Source organism: Kosakonia pseudosacchari (assembly GCF_015167415.1).
In the GTDB taxonomy this organism is placed as follows: domain Bacteria; phylum Pseudomonadota; class Gammaproteobacteria; order Enterobacterales; family Enterobacteriaceae; genus Kosakonia; species Kosakonia pseudosacchari.
On sequence record NZ_CP063425.1, the window covers coordinates 1,566,081 to 1,586,367 of the forward strand.

Annotated in this window: 21 protein-coding genes; 12 read left to right on the forward strand and 9 right to left on the reverse strand. The window is 54.6% G+C overall.

The genetic code is table 11. The annotated features are described in order from the left end of the window. Positions 1–58: 58 nt before the first annotated feature. Positions 59–811, reverse strand: a complete 753-nt coding sequence (gene moeB, locus IP581_RS07270; RefSeq protein WP_193822143.1) for a molybdopterin-synthase adenylyltransferase MoeB — start codon at positions 809–811, stop codon at positions 59–61. 2 nt (positions 812–813) lie between these two features. Beyond that, a complete protein-coding gene (gene moeA, locus IP581_RS07275) occupies positions 814–2,046 on the reverse strand; it encodes a molybdopterin molybdotransferase MoeA (protein ID WP_193822144.1) in 1,233 nt (410 codons plus the stop codon). Positions 2,047–2,209: 163 nt separating this feature from the next. On the opposite strand from moeA, the gene iaaA reads away from it, so the two are divergent. From iaaA to gsiD, 5 genes are read left to right on the forward strand one after another with little or no spacing between them, the layout of a single operon-like run. Then, the gene (iaaA, locus tag IP581_RS07280; RefSeq protein WP_086871766.1) at positions 2,210–3,151 is read left to right on the forward strand and encodes a beta-aspartyl-peptidase; all 942 of its coding nucleotides are present in this window, start codon (positions 2,210–2,212) and stop codon (positions 3,149–3,151) included. Positions 3,152–3,170: 19 nt separating this feature from the next. After that, a complete protein-coding gene (gsiA, locus tag IP581_RS07285) occupies positions 3,171–5,030 on the forward strand; it encodes a glutathione ABC transporter ATP-binding protein GsiA (protein ID WP_167372803.1) in 1,860 nt (619 codons plus the stop codon). A gap of 33 nt (positions 5,031–5,063) precedes the next feature. Next, positions 5,064–6,605, forward strand: a complete 1,542-nt coding sequence (gene gsiB / locus IP581_RS07290) for a glutathione ABC transporter substrate-binding protein GsiB (protein ID WP_086871770.1) — start codon at positions 5,064–5,066, stop codon at positions 6,603–6,605. Positions 6,606–6,650: 45 nt separating this feature from the next. Then, positions 6,651–7,571: a glutathione ABC transporter permease GsiC gene (gene gsiC / locus IP581_RS07295; protein ID WP_086871772.1), complete on the forward strand. Its 921-nt coding sequence runs from the start codon at positions 6,651–6,653 to the stop codon at positions 7,569–7,571. Between the two features lie 2 nt (positions 7,572–7,573). After that, on the forward strand, positions 7,574–8,485 hold the full coding sequence (gene gsiD, locus IP581_RS07300; RefSeq protein ID WP_193822145.1) for a glutathione ABC transporter permease GsiD: 912 nt from the start codon (positions 7,574–7,576) through the stop codon (positions 8,483–8,485). A gap of 37 nt (positions 8,486–8,522) precedes the next feature. On the opposite strand, the gene rimO is transcribed toward gsiD, so the two are convergent. Continuing rightward, positions 8,523–9,848: a 30S ribosomal protein S12 methylthiotransferase RimO gene (gene rimO, locus IP581_RS07305; protein ID WP_086871776.1), complete on the reverse strand. Its 1,326-nt coding sequence runs from the start codon at positions 9,846–9,848 to the stop codon at positions 8,523–8,525. A 455-nt stretch (positions 9,849–10,303) separates the two neighbouring features. Here rimO and IP581_RS07310 point away from each other — a divergent pair, with 455 nt between their 5' ends. Then, positions 10,304–11,251, forward strand: a complete 948-nt coding sequence (locus IP581_RS07310) for a bifunctional helix-turn-helix transcriptional regulator/GNAT family N-acetyltransferase (protein WP_193822146.1) — start codon at positions 10,304–10,306, stop codon at positions 11,249–11,251. Between the two features lie 90 nt (positions 11,252–11,341). Here the strand turns inward: IP581_RS07310 and IP581_RS07315 are convergent, their stop codons facing one another. Next, positions 11,342–12,181, reverse strand: coding sequence for a hypothetical protein (locus tag IP581_RS07315; protein WP_193822147.1), 840 nt, complete (start codon positions 12,179–12,181; stop codon positions 11,342–11,344). 33 nt (positions 12,182–12,214) lie between these two features. Continuing rightward, a complete protein-coding gene (locus IP581_RS07320) occupies positions 12,215–13,249 on the reverse strand; it encodes a trypsin-like serine peptidase (RefSeq protein WP_193822148.1) in 1,035 nt (344 codons plus the stop codon). Positions 13,250–13,451: 202 nt separating this feature from the next. On the opposite strand from IP581_RS07320, the gene IP581_RS07325 reads away from it, so the two are divergent. Beyond that, positions 13,452–14,432, forward strand: a complete 981-nt coding sequence (locus IP581_RS07325; RefSeq protein WP_193822149.1) for an alpha/beta hydrolase — start codon at positions 13,452–13,454, stop codon at positions 14,430–14,432. A 29-nt stretch (positions 14,433–14,461) separates the two neighbouring features. On the opposite strand, the gene IP581_RS07330 is transcribed toward IP581_RS07325, so the two are convergent. Next, entirely contained in the window at positions 14,462–14,719 is a 258-nt protein-coding gene (locus IP581_RS07330; RefSeq protein WP_193822150.1) for a hypothetical protein, read from the reverse strand. A 206-nt stretch (positions 14,720–14,925) separates the two neighbouring features. On the opposite strand from IP581_RS07330, the gene IP581_RS07335 reads away from it, so the two are divergent. Together IP581_RS07335 and IP581_RS07340 are read left to right on the forward strand one after the other, a co-directional pair. Then, positions 14,926–15,396 (forward strand): GNAT family N-acetyltransferase, encoded by a 471-nt coding sequence (locus IP581_RS07335; RefSeq protein ID WP_193822151.1) that lies wholly within the window; start codon positions 14,926–14,928, stop codon positions 15,394–15,396. Between the two features lie 107 nt (positions 15,397–15,503). Then, the gene (locus tag IP581_RS07340; protein ID WP_193822152.1) at positions 15,504–15,773 is read left to right on the forward strand and encodes a hypothetical protein; all 270 of its coding nucleotides are present in this window, start codon (positions 15,504–15,506) and stop codon (positions 15,771–15,773) included. 10 nt (positions 15,774–15,783) lie between these two features. Here the strand turns inward: IP581_RS07340 and IP581_RS07345 are convergent, their stop codons facing one another. From IP581_RS07345 to IP581_RS07355, 3 genes are read right to left on the reverse strand one after another with little or no spacing between them, the layout of a single operon-like run. Continuing rightward, positions 15,784–16,218, reverse strand: coding sequence for an NUDIX hydrolase (locus tag IP581_RS07345; protein WP_193822153.1), 435 nt, complete (start codon positions 16,216–16,218; stop codon positions 15,784–15,786). A gap of 10 nt (positions 16,219–16,228) precedes the next feature. Beyond that, entirely contained in the window at positions 16,229–16,579 is a 351-nt protein-coding gene (locus tag IP581_RS07350) for an SH3 domain-containing protein (RefSeq protein ID WP_193822154.1), read from the reverse strand. A 4-nt stretch (positions 16,580–16,583) separates the two neighbouring features. Beyond that, complete coding sequence (locus tag IP581_RS07355; RefSeq protein ID WP_193822155.1) at positions 16,584–17,207, reverse strand: glutathione S-transferase family protein; 624 nt, start codon at positions 17,205–17,207, stop codon at positions 16,584–16,586. A gap of 393 nt (positions 17,208–17,600) precedes the next feature. Between IP581_RS07355 and IP581_RS07360 the strand changes: the two genes are divergently transcribed. From IP581_RS07360 to IP581_RS07370, 3 genes are all read left to right on the forward strand, one after another. Beyond that, positions 17,601–17,984, forward strand: a complete 384-nt coding sequence (locus tag IP581_RS07360; RefSeq protein WP_097402185.1) for a biofilm formation regulator BssR — start codon at positions 17,601–17,603, stop codon at positions 17,982–17,984. 179 nt (positions 17,985–18,163) lie between these two features. Then, the gene (locus IP581_RS07365; protein WP_193822156.1) at positions 18,164–19,270 is read left to right on the forward strand and encodes a PQQ-dependent sugar dehydrogenase; all 1,107 of its coding nucleotides are present in this window, start codon (positions 18,164–18,166) and stop codon (positions 19,268–19,270) included. Between the two features lie 248 nt (positions 19,271–19,518). After that, on the forward strand, positions 19,519–20,130 hold the full coding sequence (locus IP581_RS07370) for a protein phosphatase CheZ (RefSeq protein WP_193822157.1): 612 nt from the start codon (positions 19,519–19,521) through the stop codon (positions 20,128–20,130). Positions 20,131–20,287: the final 157 nt, after the last annotated feature.

Sequence of the window (20,287 nt, forward strand, 5' to 3'; positions counted from 1 at the left end):
TATCGATCTTTTATCGCGACGCCGGATGACGTTACGCCATCCGGAAAAAGAGGGGAGATTACTGCCCGCAGACGTCGCAGCCAGGGTTGCGCAGCAGTTTCATTTCGCGGAACTGGCAGGTCATCGCGTCGTACATCACGATTTTCCCCGCCGCAGGCGTACCGTAATCCGTCAGCACTTTAATGGCTTCCATCGCCTGCAACGAACCAATCACCCCGACCAGCGGCGCCATAACGCCCGCTTCGACACAGGTCAGCGCGTTATCGCCAAACAGACGGCTCAGGCAGCGGTAGCATGGGTCGTTTTCGCCCCAGGTAAAGACGCTGATCTGGCCTTCCATGCGAATGGCTGCGCCGGAAACCAGCGGCACGCGATGCTGGAAACAGCCTGCGTTGAGCTGGTTACGAATCGCGACGTTATCGGTGCAATCCAGCACCACATCATGTGCGGCAATCTGTGCCAGCAGCGCCGTGTCGTCAAGCAAGGCGTTGATCGTGCTGTAGTGCACATTCGGGTTGATGCGCAGTAACGATTCGCGCGCCGAATCCACTTTTGCCACGCCGATATCCGCGTCGCTGTGCAGCGTCTGGCGTTGCAGGTTGGAGAGCGCCACCGTATCAAAATCGAGTAGCGTCATCTGCCCGACGCCTGCCGCCGCCAGATATTGCGCGGCGGCACAGCCCAACCCACCAAGGCCGACCACCAGCACACGCGCGGCTTTTAACCGCTCCTGACCGTCGAAATCAAAACCGCGCAGAATAATCTGCCGGTTATAACGCATCATCTCCGCGTCGCTGAGTTCTTCAGCCATCGTTAGCCTCCGAAGAGATGGTTAAACATCTCGACATCCACCCATTCACCGGCTTCGACATTGCCACGTTCGCGCTCCAGCACCACAAAGCAGTTGCCCTGGCTAAAGGAGCTGAAAATATGTGAACCCTGGTGTCCGGTGCTGCGCACTTCCAGCGTGCCATCGTCTCCACGGCTTAACACACCGCGCTGGAAATCGAGACGCCCAGGGGACTTTTTCAGGCGCTCCATCGCCCGGGCGCGAAAACGCAGCGGCTGGGCATTGGCGGTGTTACCACTCAGTTTCGCCAGCAGCGGCTGAACCAGTTGATAAAAGGTGAGCGTCGCGGAAACCGGATTGCCCGGCAGGCCGCAGAACCAGCTATGTTGAAGCTTACCGAAGGCGAACGGTTTACCCGGCTTGATCGCCAGTTTCCAGAACGCGATTTCGCCCAGTTCATCGAGAATGGTTTTGGTGTAATCGGCTTCGCCCACCGACACACCGCCGGAACTCAGCACCACATCGGCCTGGCTGTCGGCTGCAATAAAGGTGTCGCGCAGTTTCTGCGGGTCATCCGGCACGATGCCAAGGTTAATCACCTCATAACCGAGCTGGCTCAGCATCAGGTGAACGGACAAGCGGTTGGTATCGTAGATTTGTCCGTCAGCCAGCGGCTGGCCCGGCAGTTGCAGTTCGTCGCCGGTGGAGAACAGCGCCACGCGCACTTTGCGCAGCACGCTGACATCGGCAATACCCAGCGAAGCAATGACCGGCAGCTCGGCGGCGGTCAGTTTTGTGCCCGCTGCAAAAACGCTGGCGCCTTGTCGAATATCTTCGCCCGCGCGGCGAATATTCTGGTTAGCCCGCACCCCGGCGGTAAAACGAATACCGTCATCGGTCTGTTCTGTCTGTTCCTGCATCACTACCGCGTCGCATCCGGCGGGGATCGGCGCGCCGGTCATAATGCGTATGCACGTGCCTGCTGGCCACTCGCCGTCGAAGGGCTGCCCGGCAAACGCTTTACCCGCCACCGGCAGGGCGTTGCCACTTTGTACCTCCTCCAGCCGCACGGCGTAGCCGTCCATCGCCGAGTTATCAAAACCCGGAACGTTCAGCGGAGAGATAATATCGTGCGCCACCACGCGGCCAAAGCAGGCCACCAGTGGCAGAGTTTCGCTTTCAGTCAGCGGTGAAATGCGTGACAGCATCTGTGACAGGGCCGTCTCGAGCGAGATCAGGCCATTTGATGATTCCATAGTTAATATCCAGTCAACGCGATGAAGCGGCCATTATGGCAGAAAAGAGAAGGCCTCAACATGCCTTACGCCTACCCCGTTGTAATGACATTGCTTTACATCGTTGTAACGACTTTCTATATTCAGAAATCCCTCCAGGCGCAGAGAAATCCAGGCGGCACAAATGGTTAAAGCGGTAATCGCAATACACGGCGGTGCGGGTGCTATCGGCCGTGCGCAGATGAGCCCGGAAAAAGAGCAACGTTACGTACACGTACTTTCGTCAATTATCGAAACCGGACAGCGTATGCTGGAATCGGGCGTAAGCGCGCTGGATGTGGTGACGGAAGCGGTGCGGCTGCTGGAGGAGTGCCCCTTATTTAATGCCGGTATCGGCGCGGTGTTTACCCGCGATGAAACCCATGAGCTGGATGCCTGCGTGATGGACGGCAACACACTGAAGGCGGGGGCGGTGGCGGGTGTCAGCCGCTTGCGCAATCCGGTGCTGGCGGCGCGTCTGGTGATGGAGCACAGCCCGCATGTCTTTATGATTGGTGAAGGGGCGGAAAAATTTGCCTTTTCCCACGGCATGGAAGCGGTGTCGCCGAGCCTGTTTTCCACCCCGGAACGCTTTGCACAATTAATGGAAGCGCGGGACGCCGGGCACACGGTACTGGATCATGGTTCAGCACCGCTCGATGAGAGCAAAAAATTTGGCACTGTGGGTGCGGTGGCGCTGGATAAGCAGGGCAACCTGGCGGCTGCGACATCGACCGGCGGCATGACCAATAAATTACCGGGCCGCGTCGGCGACAGTCCATTACCTGGCGCCGGATGTTACGCCAATAACGCCAACGTGGCGGTCTCCTGCACCGGCACTGGCGAAGTATTTATCCGCGCGCTGGCGGCTTACGACATCGCTGCGCTAATGGAGTACGGCGGTTTGAGCCTGCAGGAAGCCTGCGACGCCGTGGTGATGGAAAAACTCCCGGCGCTGGGCGGCAGCGGTGGGTTGATTGCAGTTGATCGCGAAGGCAACGTCGCGTTGCCGTTCAACAGTGAAGGGATGTATCGCGCGTGGGGTTACGCGGGCGATGCGCCAAGCGTGGGCATTTATCGTGAATAATGCGAGTGGGATTGAGCGGATGGAAACCGACGCGAACATGGTGCTGGATGTCAGTAATCTGAACGTCGCTTTCAGCCATGACAAGCAACGCATCCCGGCGGTTCGCCATCTCTCCTTTACCCTTAAACGCGGCGAAACACTGGCGATTGTCGGCGAGTCCGGCTCCGGTAAATCGGTTACTGCGCTCGCATTGCTGCGTCTGATTGAGCAGGCGGGCGGCGAAGTGAGCTGCGATCACATGCGCCTGGCCCGGCGTAACCGGCAGAACGTGGAACTCACCCGGCTGAGCGCATCGCAGATGCGCAGCGTGCGCGGCGCGGATATCGCGATGATTTTTCAGGAACCGATGACCTCGCTCAACCCGGTATTTCCGGTGGGCGAGCAGATCGCCGAGTCGATTCGCCTGCACCAGAAACTGGGGCGCGAAGACGCCATGATAGAAGCGCGGCGTATGCTCGATCTGGTACGCATTCCTGAATCCCACGAGATCTTATCCAGCTTTCCACACCAGCTTTCCGGCGGCATGCGCCAGCGCGTGATGATTGCCATGGCGCTCTCCTGTCGCCCGGCGGTGCTGATTGCCGACGAACCGACCACCGCGCTGGATGTCACGATCCAGGCGCAGATCCTGCAACTTATCGCCGTGCTGCAAAAAGAGATGTCGATGGGGGTGATTTTCATCACGCACGATATGGGCGTGGTCGCTGATGTGGCCGACCGCGTACTGGTGATGAACCAGGGCGAAGCGGTGGAAACCGGCAGCGTCGAGCAGATTTTCAATCATCCACAGCATCCCTATACCAGAGCGCTGCTGGCAGCGGTGCCCAAACTGGGGGCGATGCATGGCAGTACGCTGCCGCGCCGTTTTCCGCTAATCTCGCCGAAAAACCCGGCGCATCAGGAAGCGGAAATTGAGCAGGATACCGTCGTACCGGGCGAGCCGATTTTGCAGGTGCGCGATCTGGTGGCGCGCTTCCCGCTGCGCAGCGGCATTCTTAATCGCGTCACCAAAGAAGTACACGCTGTGGAAGGGGTGAGCTTTGATCTCTGGCCGGGCGAAACACTGTCGCTGGTGGGCGAATCCGGCAGTGGTAAATCTACCACCGGGCGCGCGCTGCTGCGGCTGGTGGAGCACCAGAGCGGTTCAATCACCTTTAACGGCGAGCGCATTGATACGCTACCGGATAATAAGATGAAACGGATCCGCCGCGATATTCAGTTTATTTTTCAGGATCCTTACGCCTCGCTGGACCCGCGCCAGACCGTTGGCGATTCGATTATCGAACCACTGCGGGTGCACAATTTATTGGGTGAGAAAGAGGGACGACAGCGCGTGGAGTGGTTGCTGGAGCGCGTCGGACTGAAGCCGGAACACGCATGGCGCTACCCGCATGAGTTTTCCGGCGGGCAGCGCCAGCGCATCTGCATCGCGCGGGCGCTGGCGCTCAACCCGCGCGTGGTGGTGGCGGATGAATCCGTGTCGGCGCTGGATGTGTCGATCCGCGCGCAAATCATCAATTTACTGCTCGATTTGCAGCGTGAAATGGGCATTGCGTTTCTGTTTATCTCGCATGATATGGCAGTGGTGGAACGCATCAGCCACCGTGTCGCGGTGATGTACCTCGGGCAAATTGTCGAGATCGGCCCGCGGCAGGCGGTGTTTGAAAACCCGCAGCATCCGTATACACGTAAGTTAATGTCGGCGGTGCCGGTTGCTGACCCTGCGCACCATCATGTGCAGCGTGTGTTGTTGTCTGATGACATGCCCAGCAATATCCGCAAACGTGGCGAGTCAATGCAACGTGTGCAGTTGCAGAACGTAGGGCCGGGGCATTTTGTCGCCCGCTCGACGCCCGGCAGCACGCAATCCCGTTTTTAATTGAGCACTGGCAGGGTTCTTCAGGAGAGCAACATGACACAATTCATTTCACGGCACTGGCGGGGACTCGCCGGCGTGATGTTCGCGCTGACCGCCATCCCTGCCTTTGCGGCGAAAGATGTGGTTGTCGCGGTGGGATCCAATTTCACTACCCTCGACCCGTATGATGCCAACGACACACTGTCGCAGGCGATAGCGAAATCGTTCTATCAGGGGCTCTTTGGCCTTGATAAAGATATGCAGCTGGAATATGTGCTGGCCGAGAGCTACAGCATTTCTGCTGACGGCATGGTCTATACCATCAACTTGCGTCACGGCGTAAAGTTCCAGGATGGGACGGACTTTGACGCCGCAGCGGTAAAAGCGAACCTCGACCGGGCCAGTAATCCGCGCAATAGCCTCAAACGTTATAACCTGTATAAAAATATCGCCAGAACCGACGTGGTAGATGCCTACACGGTAAAAATTACCCTGAAGCAGCCTTTTTCCGCCTTTATTAATATTCTCGCGCACCCGGCAAGCGCCATGATTTCTCCGGCGGCGCTGCAAAAGTATGGCAACGACATCGGTTTTCACCCCGTAGGCACCGGCCCGTATGAACTGGAAGCGTGGAACCAGACCGATTACGTGAAAGTGAAGCGATTCGCCGGGTACTGGCAGCAAGGTTTACCCAAGCTGGACTCCATTACCTGGCGGCCGGTGGTGGATAACAACACCCGCGCGGCAATGCTGCAAACCGGCGAAGCGCAGTTTGCGTTCCCCATTCCCTACGAGCAGGCGGAGGTGCTGAAAAGAAACAGCAAGCTGGAACTGGTCGCCAGCCCGTCGATTATGCAGCGTTACATCAGCATGAATGTCACGCAGAAACCGTTCGATAACCCGAAAGTGCGTGAGGCAATCAACTATGCCATCAACCGCCCGGCGCTGGTGAAAGTGGCGTTCGCCGGTTTTGCGACGCCTGCCACCGGCGTTGTGCCGCCAACCATTGCCTATTCACAGGCCTATCAACCCTGGCCGTACGATCCGGCAAAAGCCCGCGAGCTGCTCAAAGAAGCCGGTTATCCGCAGGGATTCAGCACCACTTTGTGGTCGTCGCATAACCACAGCACCGCGCAGAAAGTATTACAGTTTACCCAGCAGCAACTGGCGCAGGTGGGTATCAAAGTGCAGGTGACGGCGATGGACGCCGGGCAGCGCGCAGCGGAAGTGGAAGCCAAAGGGCAGGCGCAGAGCGGTGTGCGCATGTTCTATACCGGCTGGTCGGCCTCGACCGGCGAAGCCGACTGGGCGTTGTCGCCGCTGTTCGCCTCGTGGAACTGGCCGCCAACGCAGTTCAACACCGCGTTTTACAGCAACTCGCAGGTGGATAAAGACCTGGCCGACGCGCTAAAAACCACGGATGCCGCGGAGAAAGAGCAGCTGTACAAACAGGCGCAGGATCTCATCTGGCAGGAGTCGCCGTGGGTGCCGCTGGTGGTAGAAAAACTGGTTTCTGCGCATAACAAGAAGCTCACAGGATTCTACATTATGCCCGATACCGGGTTCAGTTTTGATAACGCGGATTTGGTGAAATAACTCACTCCACCTCGCAGAGCAAAAGGAGGCGTGAGGGAACGCACAATGCAAAATTATATTATTAAACGCTTGCTGGGCCTGATCCCGACGCTACTGATTGTGGCGGTGCTGGTGTTTCTGTTTGTCCACTTGCTGCCGGGCGATCCGGCGCGGTTGATTGCCGGGCCGGAAGCCGATGCGCAGGTCATTGAGCTGGTGCGCCGTCAGCTTGGGCTGGATCAACCGCTGTGGCGGCAGTTCTGGCACTACATCGGCAATGTGCTGCAGGGTGATTTTGGCATCTCCATGGCCTCGCGCCGCCCGGTGGCGGAAGAGATAGCCAGCCGCTTTATGCCAACGCTACTGTTGACCATCACCAGCATGTGCTGGGCGATGCTGTTTGGGCTTGGCGCGGGGATTGCCGCCGCCGTATGGCGTAACCGCTGGCCGGATCATCTGGGGATGGCGCTGGCGGTAACGGGCATGTCATTCCCGGCCTTTGCGCTCGGCATGTTGCTGATGCAGATCTTCTCGGTGGAACTCGGCTGGCTGCCGACCGTCGGTGCTGATAGCTGGCGACACTATATTTTGCCGTCGTTAACGCTCGGCGCGGCCGTGGCGGCGGTGATGGCGCGTTTTACCCGCGCCTCGTTCGTGGACGTGCTCAACGAAGACTACATGCGCACCGCGCGCGCCAAAGGTGTGAGCGAGCGGTGGGTCATTCTCAAACATGGTCTGCGCAACGCGCTGATCCCGGTGGTCACCATGATGGGGCTACAATTCGGCTTTTTACTCGGCGGCTCCATTGTGGTGGAGAAAGTCTTTAACTGGCCGGGGCTGGGCCGTTTGCTGGTGGACTCGGTGGAGATGCGCGACTACCCGGTGATTCAGGCCGAGGTGCTGCTCTTCTCGCTGGAGTTTATTCTTATCAACTTGGTGGTGGATGTGCTCTACGCCGCCCTTAATCCCGCGATCAGGTACAAGTAAGGATGCGATTATTAAACTGGCGTCGACAGGCGGTATTAAACGCCATGCCCGTAGTCAAACCGGGGCATGTGCGCACGCCGTGGCATGAATTCTGGCGGCGTTTTTGCCGCCAGCCACTGGCGATGGCCGCCGGGATTTTTGTGCTGCTGCTGATCCTGCTGGCGATTGCCGCTCCGTGGATAGCTCCGTTCGATGCGGAAAACTATTTTGACTACGACCGGCTGAATGAAGGGCCGTCGCTGGTGTACTGGTTCGGCGTCGATTCGCTGGGGCGCGACATTTTAAGCCGTGTGCTGGTCGGCGCGCAGATTTCGCTTGCCGCTGGTCTTTTTGCGGTGCTGATTGGCGCGCTCATTGGTACGGTGCTGGGATTGCTGGCGGGTTACTACGAAGGCTGGTGGGATCGCCTGATTATGCGCATCTGTGATGTGCTGTTCGCGTTTCCCGGCATTCTGCTGGCGATTGCGGTGGTGGCGGTGATGGGTAGCGGCATGGCGAACGTGATCATCGCCGTGGCGGTGTTCTCCGTGCCGGCGTTTGCCCGTCTGGTGCGCGGCAACACGCTGGTACTCAAGCAACAAACCTTTATCGAATCCGCGCGTAGCATCGGGGCCAGCGATGCGGTGATCCTGTTTCACCATATTCTGCCGGGCACGGTATCGTCGATTGTGGTCTATTTCACCATGCGCATTGGCACGTCGATTATTTCAGCCGCCAGCCTCTCATTTTTAGGCCTGGGCGCGCAGCCGCCAACGCCGGAGTGGGGAGCAATGCTTAACGAAGCGCGTGCGGATATGGTGATTGCGCCGCATGTGGCGCTGTTCCCTTCGCTGGCGATTTTTCTGACGGTGCTGGCGTTTAACCTGCTGGGTGATGGCCTGCGCGACGCGCTGGACCCGAAGGTTAAGGGATAGAAGATTCCCTCTCCGTATGAGGAGAGGGAAGAACGATTTAAACGCGGGAGCCCCACAGATCGTATTCGTCGGCGTTTTCCACTTTCACGCGGACAACGTCGCCCGGTTTAACACCGGTTTCGCCGTTCAGGTACACCGCGCCGTCGATTTCCGGCGCGTCTGCCATGCTGCGGCCAATTGCGCCTTCTTCGTCGACTTCATCGATGATCACCAGAATTTCGCGGCCGATTTTTTCCTGCAAGCGCTCCGCGGAGATCTGCTGTTGCAGTTGCATAAAGCGGTTCCAGCGCTCCTCTTTCACCTCTTCCGGCACCTGATCGGCCAGTTCGTTGGCGGTTGCGCCTTCTACCGGGCTGTATTTAAAGCAGCCGACGCGATCCAGACGCGCTTCTTTGAGGAAATCGAGCAGCATCTGGAAATCTTCTTCGGTTTCGCCAGGGAAACCGACGATAAAGGTGGAACGCAGCGTCAGTTCCGGGCAGATTTCACGCCACTGCTTAATGCGCGCCAGTTGTCTGTCGACCGCGCCAGGGCGCTTCATCAGCTTCAGAATGCGCGGGCTGGCGTGTTGCAGCGGAATATCCAGATACGGCAGGATCTTGCCTTCCGCCATCAGCGGAATGACATCATCCACGTGCGGGTACGGGTAAACGTAGTGCAGACGCGTCCAGACACCGAGCTTCGCCAGTTGCTCGCACAGGCCGACCATGCTGGTTTTCACCGGCTCGCCGTTGTGAAAGCCCATGCGGTGTTTGACATCCACGCCGTAGGCGGAAGTGTCCTGCGAGATCACCAGCAGCTCTTTCACGCCCGCATCGACCAGACGTTTGGCTTCGGCTAACACGTCGCCAATCGGACGGCTCACCAGATCGCCACGCATCGATGGGATAATGCAGAACGTGCAGCGGTGGTTACAGCCTTCGGAAATTTTCAGGTAAGCGTAGTGGCGCGGCGTCAGTTTTACGCCCTGTTCCGGCACCAGGCTCAGGAACGGATTGTGCTTCGGTTTCGGCACATAGTGGTGTACATGCTCCAGCACCTGCTCGTAACTGTGCGGCCCGGTGATCTCCAGCACTTTCGGATGGACTTCGCGGATCTGATCCTCTTTTGCGCCCAGGCAGCCGGTCACAATCACCTTGCCGTTTTCATTCAGCGCTTCGCCGATGGCTTCCAGTGACTCTTGCACCGCGCTGTCGATAAAACCGCAGGTGTTGACGATAACCATATCGGCGTTGTCATAGCTTGGCACCACGTCATAGCCTTCGGTGCGCAGCTCGGTGAGAATACGTTCGGAATCCACCAGGTTTTTCGGACAGCCAAGAGAGACAAAGCCGATTTTCGGCTGCAGGTTCACATTGCTCATAGTTCAAAAAGTAATCAGTTATAGGATCTTAGGGCAGGGATTGTACAGGGCTCTCGCCTGGATTTATAGGGCAATTAATCGGGAGCACAGGGAATTCTGCAGAGCAACATTCAGCTTTTTAGCGCGAAAGGTTTCGCGAAAGCGGTACAGCGGAGTGAAACCTCATCGACGACTCCCTTGTAACAGTGCCAGGATTTGCGAGCGCGCTTCCAGGAATAGCATTCTCTTCAGGCTCTTAGCTTCAATCCCTTGTTGCTCATGGCGCTTCTTTTATGTTTGCCCTGCGCCTGCAAAACCAGGCATCGGGATTGACCTTCTGGCAACCATCCTGGTGACACGCAGTACAGTGTCGCGCGTCCGGCCACACCTATTTCGACCTAATAAAAAGCTTGTTGACGGCCCGGCGTTTAGGTGGTTGTATTGCACAACTATCTATTTTCTTCTGAGGTAATAACGTGGCCGCTGACCAACTGATTGACGATATACGTGCAGCATCAAGGCGGATGGTGCGTGAGCTGGGCTTTATGAACAGCACGCTTGCGGCGACGAATTATTCCCCTTCCGCTGTCCATACGCTGCTGGAAGTGGAAAAACAGGGCGCAATGACAGCAGCGCAACTGGTGCAGATCCTCGGGCTGGAGAAATCAAGCGTCAGCCGTATGCTGAGCCGGCTAATCGCCGCCGGTGAATTGCAGGACGTTCCCTCGGCTGAGGATGCACGCTATAAAACGTTGCAGCTCACCGCGCAGGGCAAAGAGAGCGTCGCGCGTATTAACCGTTTCGCCGCACTGCGTGTGCGCGAGGCGCTGCAACATCTTACGTCTGCTGAACAGCAGATGGTTGCTCGCGGCTTGTCGGCCTATGCCACAGCACTAGCAGCCTGTCGCCAGGGGGCGCCATGTCTTGTCCGTGAAAAGCCAGAAATCGTCACCGGTTACCTGCCGGGAATGATTGGTCGCATCAGCGAAATGCACGCCCGCTACTATTCGCAACATTATGGTTTTGGTTACTTTTTTGAAAGCAAAGTGGCTGCGGGCCTGGCCGAATTTGCCGGGCGTCTGGAGAATGCGCGTAATAATATCTGGCTTGCGGTACATCAGGGAAAAATCGTCGGCTCGGTTGCCATTGATGGGGAGGATTTAGGTAATAACGAGGCGCATCTGCGCTGGTTCATTCTTGATGATGAATGTCGTGGCACCGGAATGGGGCGGCAACTGCTTGCCAGAGCGATGCAGTTTTGCGATGAACAGCAATTTTCCGCCGTGCAGCTCTGGACCTTCAGCGGGCTGAACGCCGCGCGCGCCCTTTATGAATCTTTCGGTTTCACCCTGAGCAAAGAGTGGCAGGGCGAACAGTGGGGAAGCACAATGCTGGAGCAGCAATTTACCCGCAATGGGAAATAGCGCAGCGTTGAATCCGTTGCGCGATTAGCGGCTGGTCTTAGCGCTTTTTATGTTCCAGTAAGGCTGAATTTTAACCGCTCAGCCTGGTTGTTATTTTGCCGTTTTTTCGGCGATCTTTTTATCGATATAGGTTTTGAGGATCTGCTGCTGCGCCGCCACGACATCACTTGATGGCACCGCTTGTAGCAGCCCGGCGAGCGTTTCATTGTCTGGCCCCTCCGTTACCGTAATTTTCAGGGTATACGGCGTTACTTTTGCCAGCTCAATGGTTTTACCGTGCGTAATCACTGCTTTTTGATTGTAATAACGCCCGACATATAATTTATCAAACTCGATCGTTGCATCATTACCGCTAAAATCTATCGCCACGGTTAAACCATGACGTTTATTAATGCCGTATGGGCGCAGTTGTTTGGGGTAAAAAAGAGAATACGGAATAAACGATAAACGCTCCTCGCTCCGCTCTATTTTAATTTGCATAGCAAAGCCGAGATCGCTGGTTAATTGCCCGGCCAGAAGCGGGGTGTTGTAATATTGGTAAGGCAGGCCAGGTGTTGCCAGGTTATTTTTCCCCGTGCCGCCAAACTGACCATAAACCAGCGTTAAACATTGCGCGTTGGAAATGAGTGTGGTTTTGTTCGGATAAATATACGCATTCAACGGATAGGGCTTCGCTATATTGCTGCCAACTTTTGCTATGAGCGAAAAGCCATATTTTAGGGTTTCACTGAGGATCGGCGTAGCCACTGCTAATAATAGCGCGGCGGCCTCAGGAGAACCCCGGTCTTCATCTAACGCTGCAGGGCAGGGATCTCCCGAAATAAACGCGCGCATCTCTTCAATTCCGCCCTCTTTTATTGTCTGCGGGTTATAACTGACGGTGTTTGCATGCTCACTTGCACACCCAGCCAGAAGCACGCTGATAAACACAAGAGTTCTTTTGCCAGGCATAGGAGTTACCTCTTAAAAGGGCAGTTTTGATTTCGGTACAGCGTAATTAGCCAGTAATTTTTCGGTGTCTAATTTGCACATCTTTTTACTGAGAGTCTGTTCCGATGAGATATGCATACCACTTATTACAACGCTCTTTTCTTTTTTGCTTTTCGTTACATTAACGATTGGCGCACCGGAAAATCCCTGAAGCACCGTACACAAATGAATAAGGCAGTTATCATTGATAAAAACCACTTTGCAGCTTTTATTTTGTTGGTTATCGGTTGCCGACATCGTAGAGGCTGAATAACGGTCCGGGATAGTTTCAAGGGATGTAATAGCCACGCCCGGGATCCATAATTCGTCATTAACATCGGCTTGTTGCCACAGAACGGATGGCGAGGAAATATTGACTTTATCAACCGTTAAAACAGCATAATCACAATAACTTCCCTCGGTCTGAAAACACACTCTTCCATTCTGTTTGCTGACTTTTCTCGATTCGCCGTTGCTGAAATAGGCTGTATCGACATTACAATGCGCGGCAGTGACGACGGTGGTGTTATTGATTAAAAAACCGGTGCACGCTTCGAGTGAAGATCGCAGGTAAACCACCGAAGGAATAAATTTAGCGGCATACGATAACGTCTCAAAATTATTCTTTTCCAGCTTTTTTTGACAGCGGCTAATAACCGACTGAGCCGATTCTTTATTGCCATAGGTACGATAATAGTTAACCGTGGCTGAATTACAGTCTGGCGTATTTTCCGCAATGCTGCCTGCCGGTAAATTCAGTTTCTCCATTACGACTTTATTATCTTCGTTACGCGGTGGATATTGGTTAATGCCTTCCTGGCGCATGTTGCGGATGGTCAGTTTGAATAGCGTTGATTCGTGTTCCGCTGATTTTATTCCTTTATCAAACGGATGCTTTTTCAGAAGTTCATTCGTCTGGAGTTGCTCAATATTTAAACCATCATTGTTGCTGATGGTGGTTTCACGAGCGCCCAACTGATTGATTAAGCCACATAAAATAAGCAGCAGAAGTAAAGGTATCGCTCGCATGATAACAATCCAGAATGCAGGGTTATTGCTGAATTATCAGGCGCAGCGGCGCAAACATTTCTCATACGAAAGTATGATTTTTGTTTCGGGGTAAGAAGCCTGTTGCAGTGATCAGATGAGGCCACAGTGAAGCCATTTGGGTTGCAATCAATAATGATTCGCATTAACTTCATGCTGTTGGTTTCTGCGCCAGGGAAGGATAATGTTCACGCGCTCATCTAAAAATGGCTATACATTCAATCGGTTAATCTCGTTTTGCACAGGCGGTTTTGTTAATTCATGTGTTACCGATACCGCAGTGATTCGCCGACTGGCCGCTTTTTTGCTGCTGCTCTGCGCGGCTAACAGTTATGCCCGCCCGGACATGACTCCGCTGGGGCCGAATATCGCCGATAAAGGTTCCGCGTTTTACCATTTCGCCATCAATACCTTTGATTCCGCTGACGGCAAGCGTCACTACAATGTGTGGACCGCTATCCCGAATAAAAAGCCGCCTGCCAGAGGTTACCCGGTGCTCTATTTGCTGGACGGCAACGCGGTGATGGACCGGTTATCTGATGACCTGTTGCAAAAACTGTCGCAGCGCGATCCGCCCGTGCTGGTAGCGATTGGCTATCAGACCGATCTGCCGTTTGATTTAACCGCCAGAGCGTATGATTACACGCCCGCAACGCAAAGCGGCCCGCAGAACTTGCGCGGCAGGGCCGGTGGTGGTAGCGCTGTTTTCCGTGCGTTACTGGAACACACCATTGCACCGCAGGCTGAAAAAGATCTCGCTATCGACCCGCAAAAGCGGGCGCTATGGGGACACTCGTACGGCGGATTGTTCGTGCTGGAGAGCTTTTTAGCGTCCGACTTCTTTCATTCGTTCTACGCAGCCGTTCCTTCACTGGATCGTAATAACGCTGCGCTGCTCAGCGCGCTTGAGCATGTCAACAAAGCGCAGGGCAGCCAGAAATCACTGTGGTTTATGGAAGGCGACGGCGATAGAAAAGCGCGGGACGAAAACGCCACGTCGGACGTGTTAAATGCGGTGAGCCAGACGGTATCACGCCTGCGCAGCAGAGGAATACCAGCGACTTATCGGCTTTATCCTGGCCTGACGCACGGCGCGATGTTTGCCGCGTCGATGCATTCGGCGCTGTGGCACATGTCCGGCGAGACGTTCCCTGAAGCAGAGTAAAAGAGGCCGCGAAGGCGGCCTTCTGCGGCTTAGCTCAACGCATAAATGGCGGCGAAAATAGTGGCGGGAATACACCAGTCTTTGGTGAACTCTTCAAGCGCTTCCAGGTTCTCTTTGAAATGCGCCAGCATGATATCAATTGCCTGCGCTTCGTCTTCCGCCTGGGTTTCAAACGGCATTTTGCGAAAGCCATCAGCTTTAAGCTGCCGCACTTCTTCTGCCGACAAGGCTTTTTTCTCATAGACATTCACGGCAATGTCACTGGAGTAGAACACATAGGTTTTCATGACATCTTCCTTGTAAATGAAACGGTTGGTGGCAGTTGTGTTATCGGCATCGGGTAACATTCGTTTACCCCTGAGCGATGGAAATGCTTACTATGCGCTTCGCTTAGCCGGCAAAAAAGCCCCTGGTTTTCGTCTTTTCTCACGCTCACCGGTGCGCAAAATTCATGCTAATTTGAACGTCTTCCTCATGTGATAAGGGCAAGGTTATGGCAAATTTCGACGTTCAGGAGTGGCACAAAGAGAATTATCTGGTAACAACCGACGCCGAAAAGCAGGATATCGCAGCGATTCACCGTTATCTGACGCGATCCACATGGGCTGTGGGAATTGACCGGGAAACGGTAGCGATCTCGGTGCAAAATAGCCTTAATTTTGGTCTTTTTCATGGTGATGAGCAGATAGGTTTTGCCCGGTTAGTCACCGATTACGCCACCTTCGCGTACTTGTGTGATGTATATGTGCTGGAAGCGTATCAGGGGCAAAAACTGGGGAAATGGTTAATCGCCTGCTGCCATGCGCACCCGCTTTTTGCAAAACTGCGCCGGATTGTTCTCTTTACGTCCACCGCGCCCTGGCTGTACGCGCAGGCGGGCTACGAACCTGTCAACCGGCCCGATTATACGTGGACGATTGCCCGCCCGGACATTTACAAACAGGCCAGGCGGACGGAAAAGTAGTTCGCAAGCCCCATTGCGGCGAAACATAGGCATAGCGCGTTGTCATTGAAATGCGCCCTCCGCGCTGGTAAAAACGTCCGGCTTAACCACTCCGGGAAGGAAAAACGATGCGCACGGCAATCATTAAGATTCTGGCGGGGCTGCTGTATGTGGTACTCGCCTTTTTTATTAGCGCTGTCATCAAGCCGGTTAACCTGTTCTGGGCGTGGTCATCGGGCTGGTTGTTTGATCTGCTCTGGCGGCACCAGTTGATTACCGACACCTACGAATGGGGAATGGATCCGCCGAGCTCCATTATGCTGGTGCTCATCGTGCTGGCTATCGCCTGGCTTTTAGCGCGCGGTGTGAAAGTGCTGCGCGCTAAAATGGGTCTCTAAGGGCGGCGTTTCACCAGCCATATTCGGAGTAGGATTGCCCGGCGGCAATCTGCTCAATCGCTTGTTTGACATAACCAATCGTGTTTTCAGGTAAATCGTCAATGGCGTGCCAGCATAAATCGCCATGTTTCTCTGGTTCGGCGATAAACGGTTCGCCCTGCCAGCGGGTGCAACAGAAAAAGTGCCCCATCCACGAGCGATTCTCTGTCCAGACGTGCAAAGTATGCGCCAGGTGAAGATCCTCCGGTGCGATTACCACACCGGTTTCCTCGTTGGCTTCTCTGGCGGCGGCCGCCAGCGTTTCATGCTGCTCAAGACCACCGGCAGGCAAACTATAGCAACCGTCCATCCAGCCTGTTCCGGTGCGTTTAAGCATGCAAATCCGCTGCGCTTTTCTCAGCAACACAAATACCGCAACCGGTAAGTTATAGCGTTCTCGCTTCATGTGATTCCCACTATTTTTCCCATAACCTGACGCACTCCTGCGGCAGCCAACCCTTTTCCCCGTCCGCTTTCTGCGCGTAATACCAGCCGTTGAGGGCGTTAATCAGCGTAAGCGTTTCTCCCACACGCACGGTCAGTTCATGCGCGCAGTAGTCATCACGCGCACGGCCTTCATACGCGCTAAGGGGTGCGAAAAGTTGCTGCGGCGCCCAACCACTTTTCCCAGACGCCAACGTCACCCACACCCAGCCGCGCCACTGTAAATCGCAGTGGCTTATCAGTACATGCTCGCCTTTGCTCAACGCAATCGGATCGGGATACGCTGAAGTGTAATCGCGGGTAACATTCGCCCGGGATAGCATCGCGTTACACCATGCCATTATTGCCGTGGCGCAAAAATGCCGGGCGCTGGTTTAATCGTTCAAACCACGCGTCGATAGCGGGAACGGGCGGGTGGTCAAACGGTGTCATCTTCCAGCGGTTGACCGACAGCCCCAGCACCACATCCGCCAGCGTAAAGGTGTCGCCCGCAGCGAATGCGCCGGTGCGCTGCAACTGCTGTTCCAGAATGCCAATGCAGTGATTCCACTCTTTGATGCCTGCTGCGATGGCTTTCGGGTCGTTAAACGCCGGGTTCTTGCGCGCCAGTGCCGGGAAAACATAGCGCCAGGCGTTGTTGAATTCGGTGGCCTGCCAGTCCATCCAGTGTTCAACGTTGGCACAGGCTTGCGGTTCGCTGGGGAGCAAATCTTCACGCCCGGCTTTACGCACCAGATAACGGCAAATCGAGTTGGACTCCCACAGTACAAAACCGTCGTCTATCAGCACTGGCACCATTGCGTTAGGGTTCATGGCGCGGAATTCATCCGTTTCCGTGGAGGCAAAACCGCTGCCATAATCTTCCTGCATATAATCCAGCCCGGCTTCTTCACAGGTCCAGAGTACTTTTCGCACATTGATCGACGTCGTTTTGCCAAGAATGGTAAGCATATTGCAGGTATCCATTTGAGTGATTAATTGTTTAAAAACAATACACCAGGCAAATGCTTTCTGACCACCGGTAGATGAGTTCCAGCCAGTAACGGTTGCGCATAATGTTAGCGGACGGCAAACACTCCTGATGAAATAAGACAGGATGCCATAGACGGCGAAAACGCCTGGGTGTGGGAAGCGCCATCCAGGGATGGGGTTTGATTCATTTGTGGGGTTTATGAATTGCAGGGCGCGTGCGACATAAAAAAACACGGCAATTGGCTGGCGTGGCTCACCTTAAGTGAAATGTAAAGGTCCGGCAAACAAAATTAAATATTGACCAGACGCATGCTTTTGTTCGAAAAGCGACCATACTATGATCCTACACTGGCTGACAAGGGGGGAAGATGTATGACCGTTGATGAACTTGCGCGTCGTCTGCTGACGAAGTTGATTGCTGCCCGAAGTGACCTTGCGGCCTATATCCAGATGCGAAAAGCGAAAGGGTATATGTCGGTCAGCGAAAATGATCGTCTGCGTGAACGCTTCTTTGCCCTGGCGCTGGAGATCCGCGATAAAGGCGAACGGTTAAACGACCTGCCGGATCGCGACTCACGTAGTGCAATATACCGGGCCGAGGAAGCGCTCTCCTCAGCTGCTGTTTGTCTGATGAGCGGGCGACAGGATTGTCCCACCTACATTTCGGTGAATGTCGACAAGCTGGAACGTTCGCTGAATGTGCTTAATTACTGCATTCAGTATCTGAACGAGCATTCACCGCTCGAAGAAGCCTGATACCAGGGGGGAGGAAACTCCCCCTTTCTGCATATACCTCCTCCACATTTTATCCGGCGGTTTAACTGCAACAACCGCGATACGCATGCGGTTGTGTATAGAGAGTGTAAAAGTCGCTTTTGCCCGCGCTGCGCGGTCTACCCTTTATCAGAATAAAAAACTGCATAAAGGAGCGCCGTATGCGCCAGATCCCGCTGCTTTTTCTGTTTGTCTCCCTCTCGGTATCCGCCGCGCCTGCGGCGGTGAAAGTCGATGTGCTGCAAACCAAACTCGATCACCCCTGGGCGCTGGCTTTTCTGCCCGATAATCACGGCATGTTAATTACCCTGCGCGGCGGGCAACTGCGTTTATGGCAACAAGATAGGGGAATTTCCGATCCGATTACTGGTGTTCCCAGCGTCTGGGCACAGGGACAGGGGGGCTTGCTGGATGTGGCGCTGGCACCGGATTTTGCCCAGTCGCGCCGGGTGTGGCTGAGCTACGCCGAAGCGGGTCAGGATGGTAAAGCCGGAACGGCGGTAGGGTATGGTCGTCTTAGCGAGGATTTTAAACGCCTCGACGATTTCCGGACGGTGTTCCGCCAGCAGCCGAAACTCTCCACCGGTAACCATTTTGGTGGTCGACTGGTGTTTGATGGCAAAGGCTATTTATGGATTGCGCTGGGCGAGAATAATCAACGTTCGACGGCGCAGGATCTGGATAAATTACAGGGCAAACTGGTGCGGCTGACGGATCAAGGCAAGGTGCCTGAGGATAACCCGTTTGTCGGTAAACCGGGGGCGCGAGCGGAAATCTGGTCTTACGGTATTCGCAACCCGCAGGGAATGGCGATGAACCCGTGGAGTAACGCGTTGTGGCTCAACGAGCATGGCCCGCGCGGCGGCGATGAGATCAACATTCCGCAAAAGGGTAAAAATTACGGCTGGCCGATTGCCACCTGGGGCATTAACTATAGCGGGCTGAAGATCCCGGAAGCGAAAGGGGAGATTGTCGCCGGCACCGAACAGCCGATCTTCTACTGGAAAAAATCCCCGGCGATCAGCGGCATGGCTTTCTACAATATGGATGTATTCCCGCAGTGGAAAAACAAATTATTCATCGGCGCGCTGAAAGATGAAGATCTCATCGTTATGAGCGTACAGGGCGACAAGGTGACGGAAGATGGTCGTATTCTTGGCGATCGCGGGCAGCGCATCCGCGATGTCCGCGTTGGGCCGGACGGTTATCTTTATGTGCTGACCGATGAATCCGACGGCGCGTTGTGGAAAGTGAGCCCGGCTTCATGAAGCAGAAAGGGGATATTCCCCTTTCTTTATCCTGCGTATTATTAAGAAATATTTTTCCTTTCCGCCGTTAACAGCTGAAAGCTATGTTTTATTTTTATATAAGTGTTTTCTGTTAATTGTTTTTAAATAAATTAATGGCTACTTTTTTATTTTTATAGTGTCTGGCTATGTGGCGGTTTTTATTTAAGTGTCAGTGGTTATTGCCGATAACGGAATATCTTAGAACATGCGTTAAAGGAGAAGTAATAATGCATCATCAAGGTATTCCGGGGGCGTCGACAGATATTTATGAATTGATTTCCCGTATTGGCAACGTCACCCGCATGTTAAGAAGCAGCCTGCGCGAATTGGGCCACGATATCACCATTGTTGAACTGGCTAACTCCATTCCGGATGCGCGCAGCCGGTTGCAATATGTGGTCGATCTTACCGCGCAGGCATCGGGTAAGACGCTCAACTATATCGAACTGACACAACCCCTTCAGGAGCAACTGAGCCAGCAGGCGAAGCAGTTGCTTTCGCAATGGCTGCTGCATGATGACGCCGCAAGCATCGAAGAGACGATGGCGCTTGCCCGTGCCACGTATGATTGGCTGGGCTCTGTGCCGACGTGCACCGAAGCCAGCAAATCCTACCTGCGGGAAATTATGATGGCGCAGGATTTCCCGGATACCACCGCGCGGATCATTTTGCGCATGATGGCGTTGCTGGAAAATATTGAGAAAGAATTCCTGAACGTGCTGTTAGAAAACGTACCGCGAGAAGGGCGCACGGCAATCAATAAAGCCAGCGCCGATCCGGCTGCCCCGCTGGCAGACCAGCAAGATATTGACGCGTTGCTGAATAGCCTTGGCCTGTAATTTATTTATTTTCACCCTCGTTGTTGTGCTTATTTATATCCTCTATTTGTTCTTTTGGTGAATGCAATCCAGTTGCATTCACTTTTTTTCTATTTACCCCGCATAAAAAGCGTATTCCATTAAATAAAAAAATCCCGCCATGCCATCAACATATGCG

Bases quoted from the DNA above. Each gene is read 5' to 3' on its own strand.
- moeB (WP_193822143.1), bottom strand. From the start codon at position 811: ATGGCTGAAGAACTCAGCGACGCGGAGATGATGCGTTATAACCGGCAG.
- moeA (WP_193822144.1), bottom strand. From the start codon at position 2,046: ATGGAATCATCAAATGGCCTGATCTCGCTCGAGACGGCCCTGTCACAG.
- iaaA (WP_086871766.1), top strand. From the start codon at position 2,210: ATGGTTAAAGCGGTAATCGCAATACACGGCGGTGCGGGTGCTATCGGC.
- gsiA (WP_167372803.1), top strand. From the start codon at position 3,171: ATGGAAACCGACGCGAACATGGTGCTGGATGTCAGTAATCTGAACGTC.
- gsiB (WP_086871770.1), top strand. From the start codon at position 5,064: ATGACACAATTCATTTCACGGCACTGGCGGGGACTCGCCGGCGTGATG.
- gsiC (WP_086871772.1), top strand. From the start codon at position 6,651: ATGCAAAATTATATTATTAAACGCTTGCTGGGCCTGATCCCGACGCTA.
- gsiD (WP_193822145.1), top strand. From the start codon at position 7,574: ATGCGATTATTAAACTGGCGTCGACAGGCGGTATTAAACGCCATGCCC.
- rimO (WP_086871776.1), bottom strand. From the start codon at position 9,848: ATGAGCAATGTGAACCTGCAGCCGAAAATCGGCTTTGTCTCTCTTGGC.
- IP581_RS07320 (WP_193822148.1), bottom strand. From the start codon at position 13,249: ATGCGAGCGATACCTTTACTTCTGCTGCTTATTTTATGTGGCTTAATC.
- IP581_RS07325 (WP_193822149.1), top strand. From the start codon at position 13,452: ATGTTCACGCGCTCATCTAAAAATGGCTATACATTCAATCGGTTAATC.
- IP581_RS07330 (WP_193822150.1), bottom strand. From the start codon at position 14,719: ATGAAAACCTATGTGTTCTACTCCAGTGACATTGCCGTGAATGTCTAT.
- IP581_RS07335 (WP_193822151.1), top strand. From the start codon at position 14,926: ATGGCAAATTTCGACGTTCAGGAGTGGCACAAAGAGAATTATCTGGTA.
- IP581_RS07340 (WP_193822152.1), top strand. From the start codon at position 15,504: ATGCGCACGGCAATCATTAAGATTCTGGCGGGGCTGCTGTATGTGGTA.
- IP581_RS07345 (WP_193822153.1), bottom strand. From the start codon at position 16,218: ATGAAGCGAGAACGCTATAACTTACCGGTTGCGGTATTTGTGTTGCTG.
- IP581_RS07350 (WP_193822154.1), bottom strand. From the start codon at position 16,579: ATGCTATCCCGGGCGAATGTTACCCGCGATTACACTTCAGCGTATCCC.
- IP581_RS07355 (WP_193822155.1), bottom strand. From the start codon at position 17,207: ATGCTTACCATTCTTGGCAAAACGACGTCGATCAATGTGCGAAAAGTA.
- IP581_RS07360 (WP_097402185.1), top strand. From the start codon at position 17,601: ATGACCGTTGATGAACTTGCGCGTCGTCTGCTGACGAAGTTGATTGCT.
- IP581_RS07365 (WP_193822156.1), top strand. From the start codon at position 18,164: ATGCGCCAGATCCCGCTGCTTTTTCTGTTTGTCTCCCTCTCGGTATCC.
- IP581_RS07370 (WP_193822157.1), top strand. From the start codon at position 19,519: ATGCATCATCAAGGTATTCCGGGGGCGTCGACAGATATTTATGAATTG.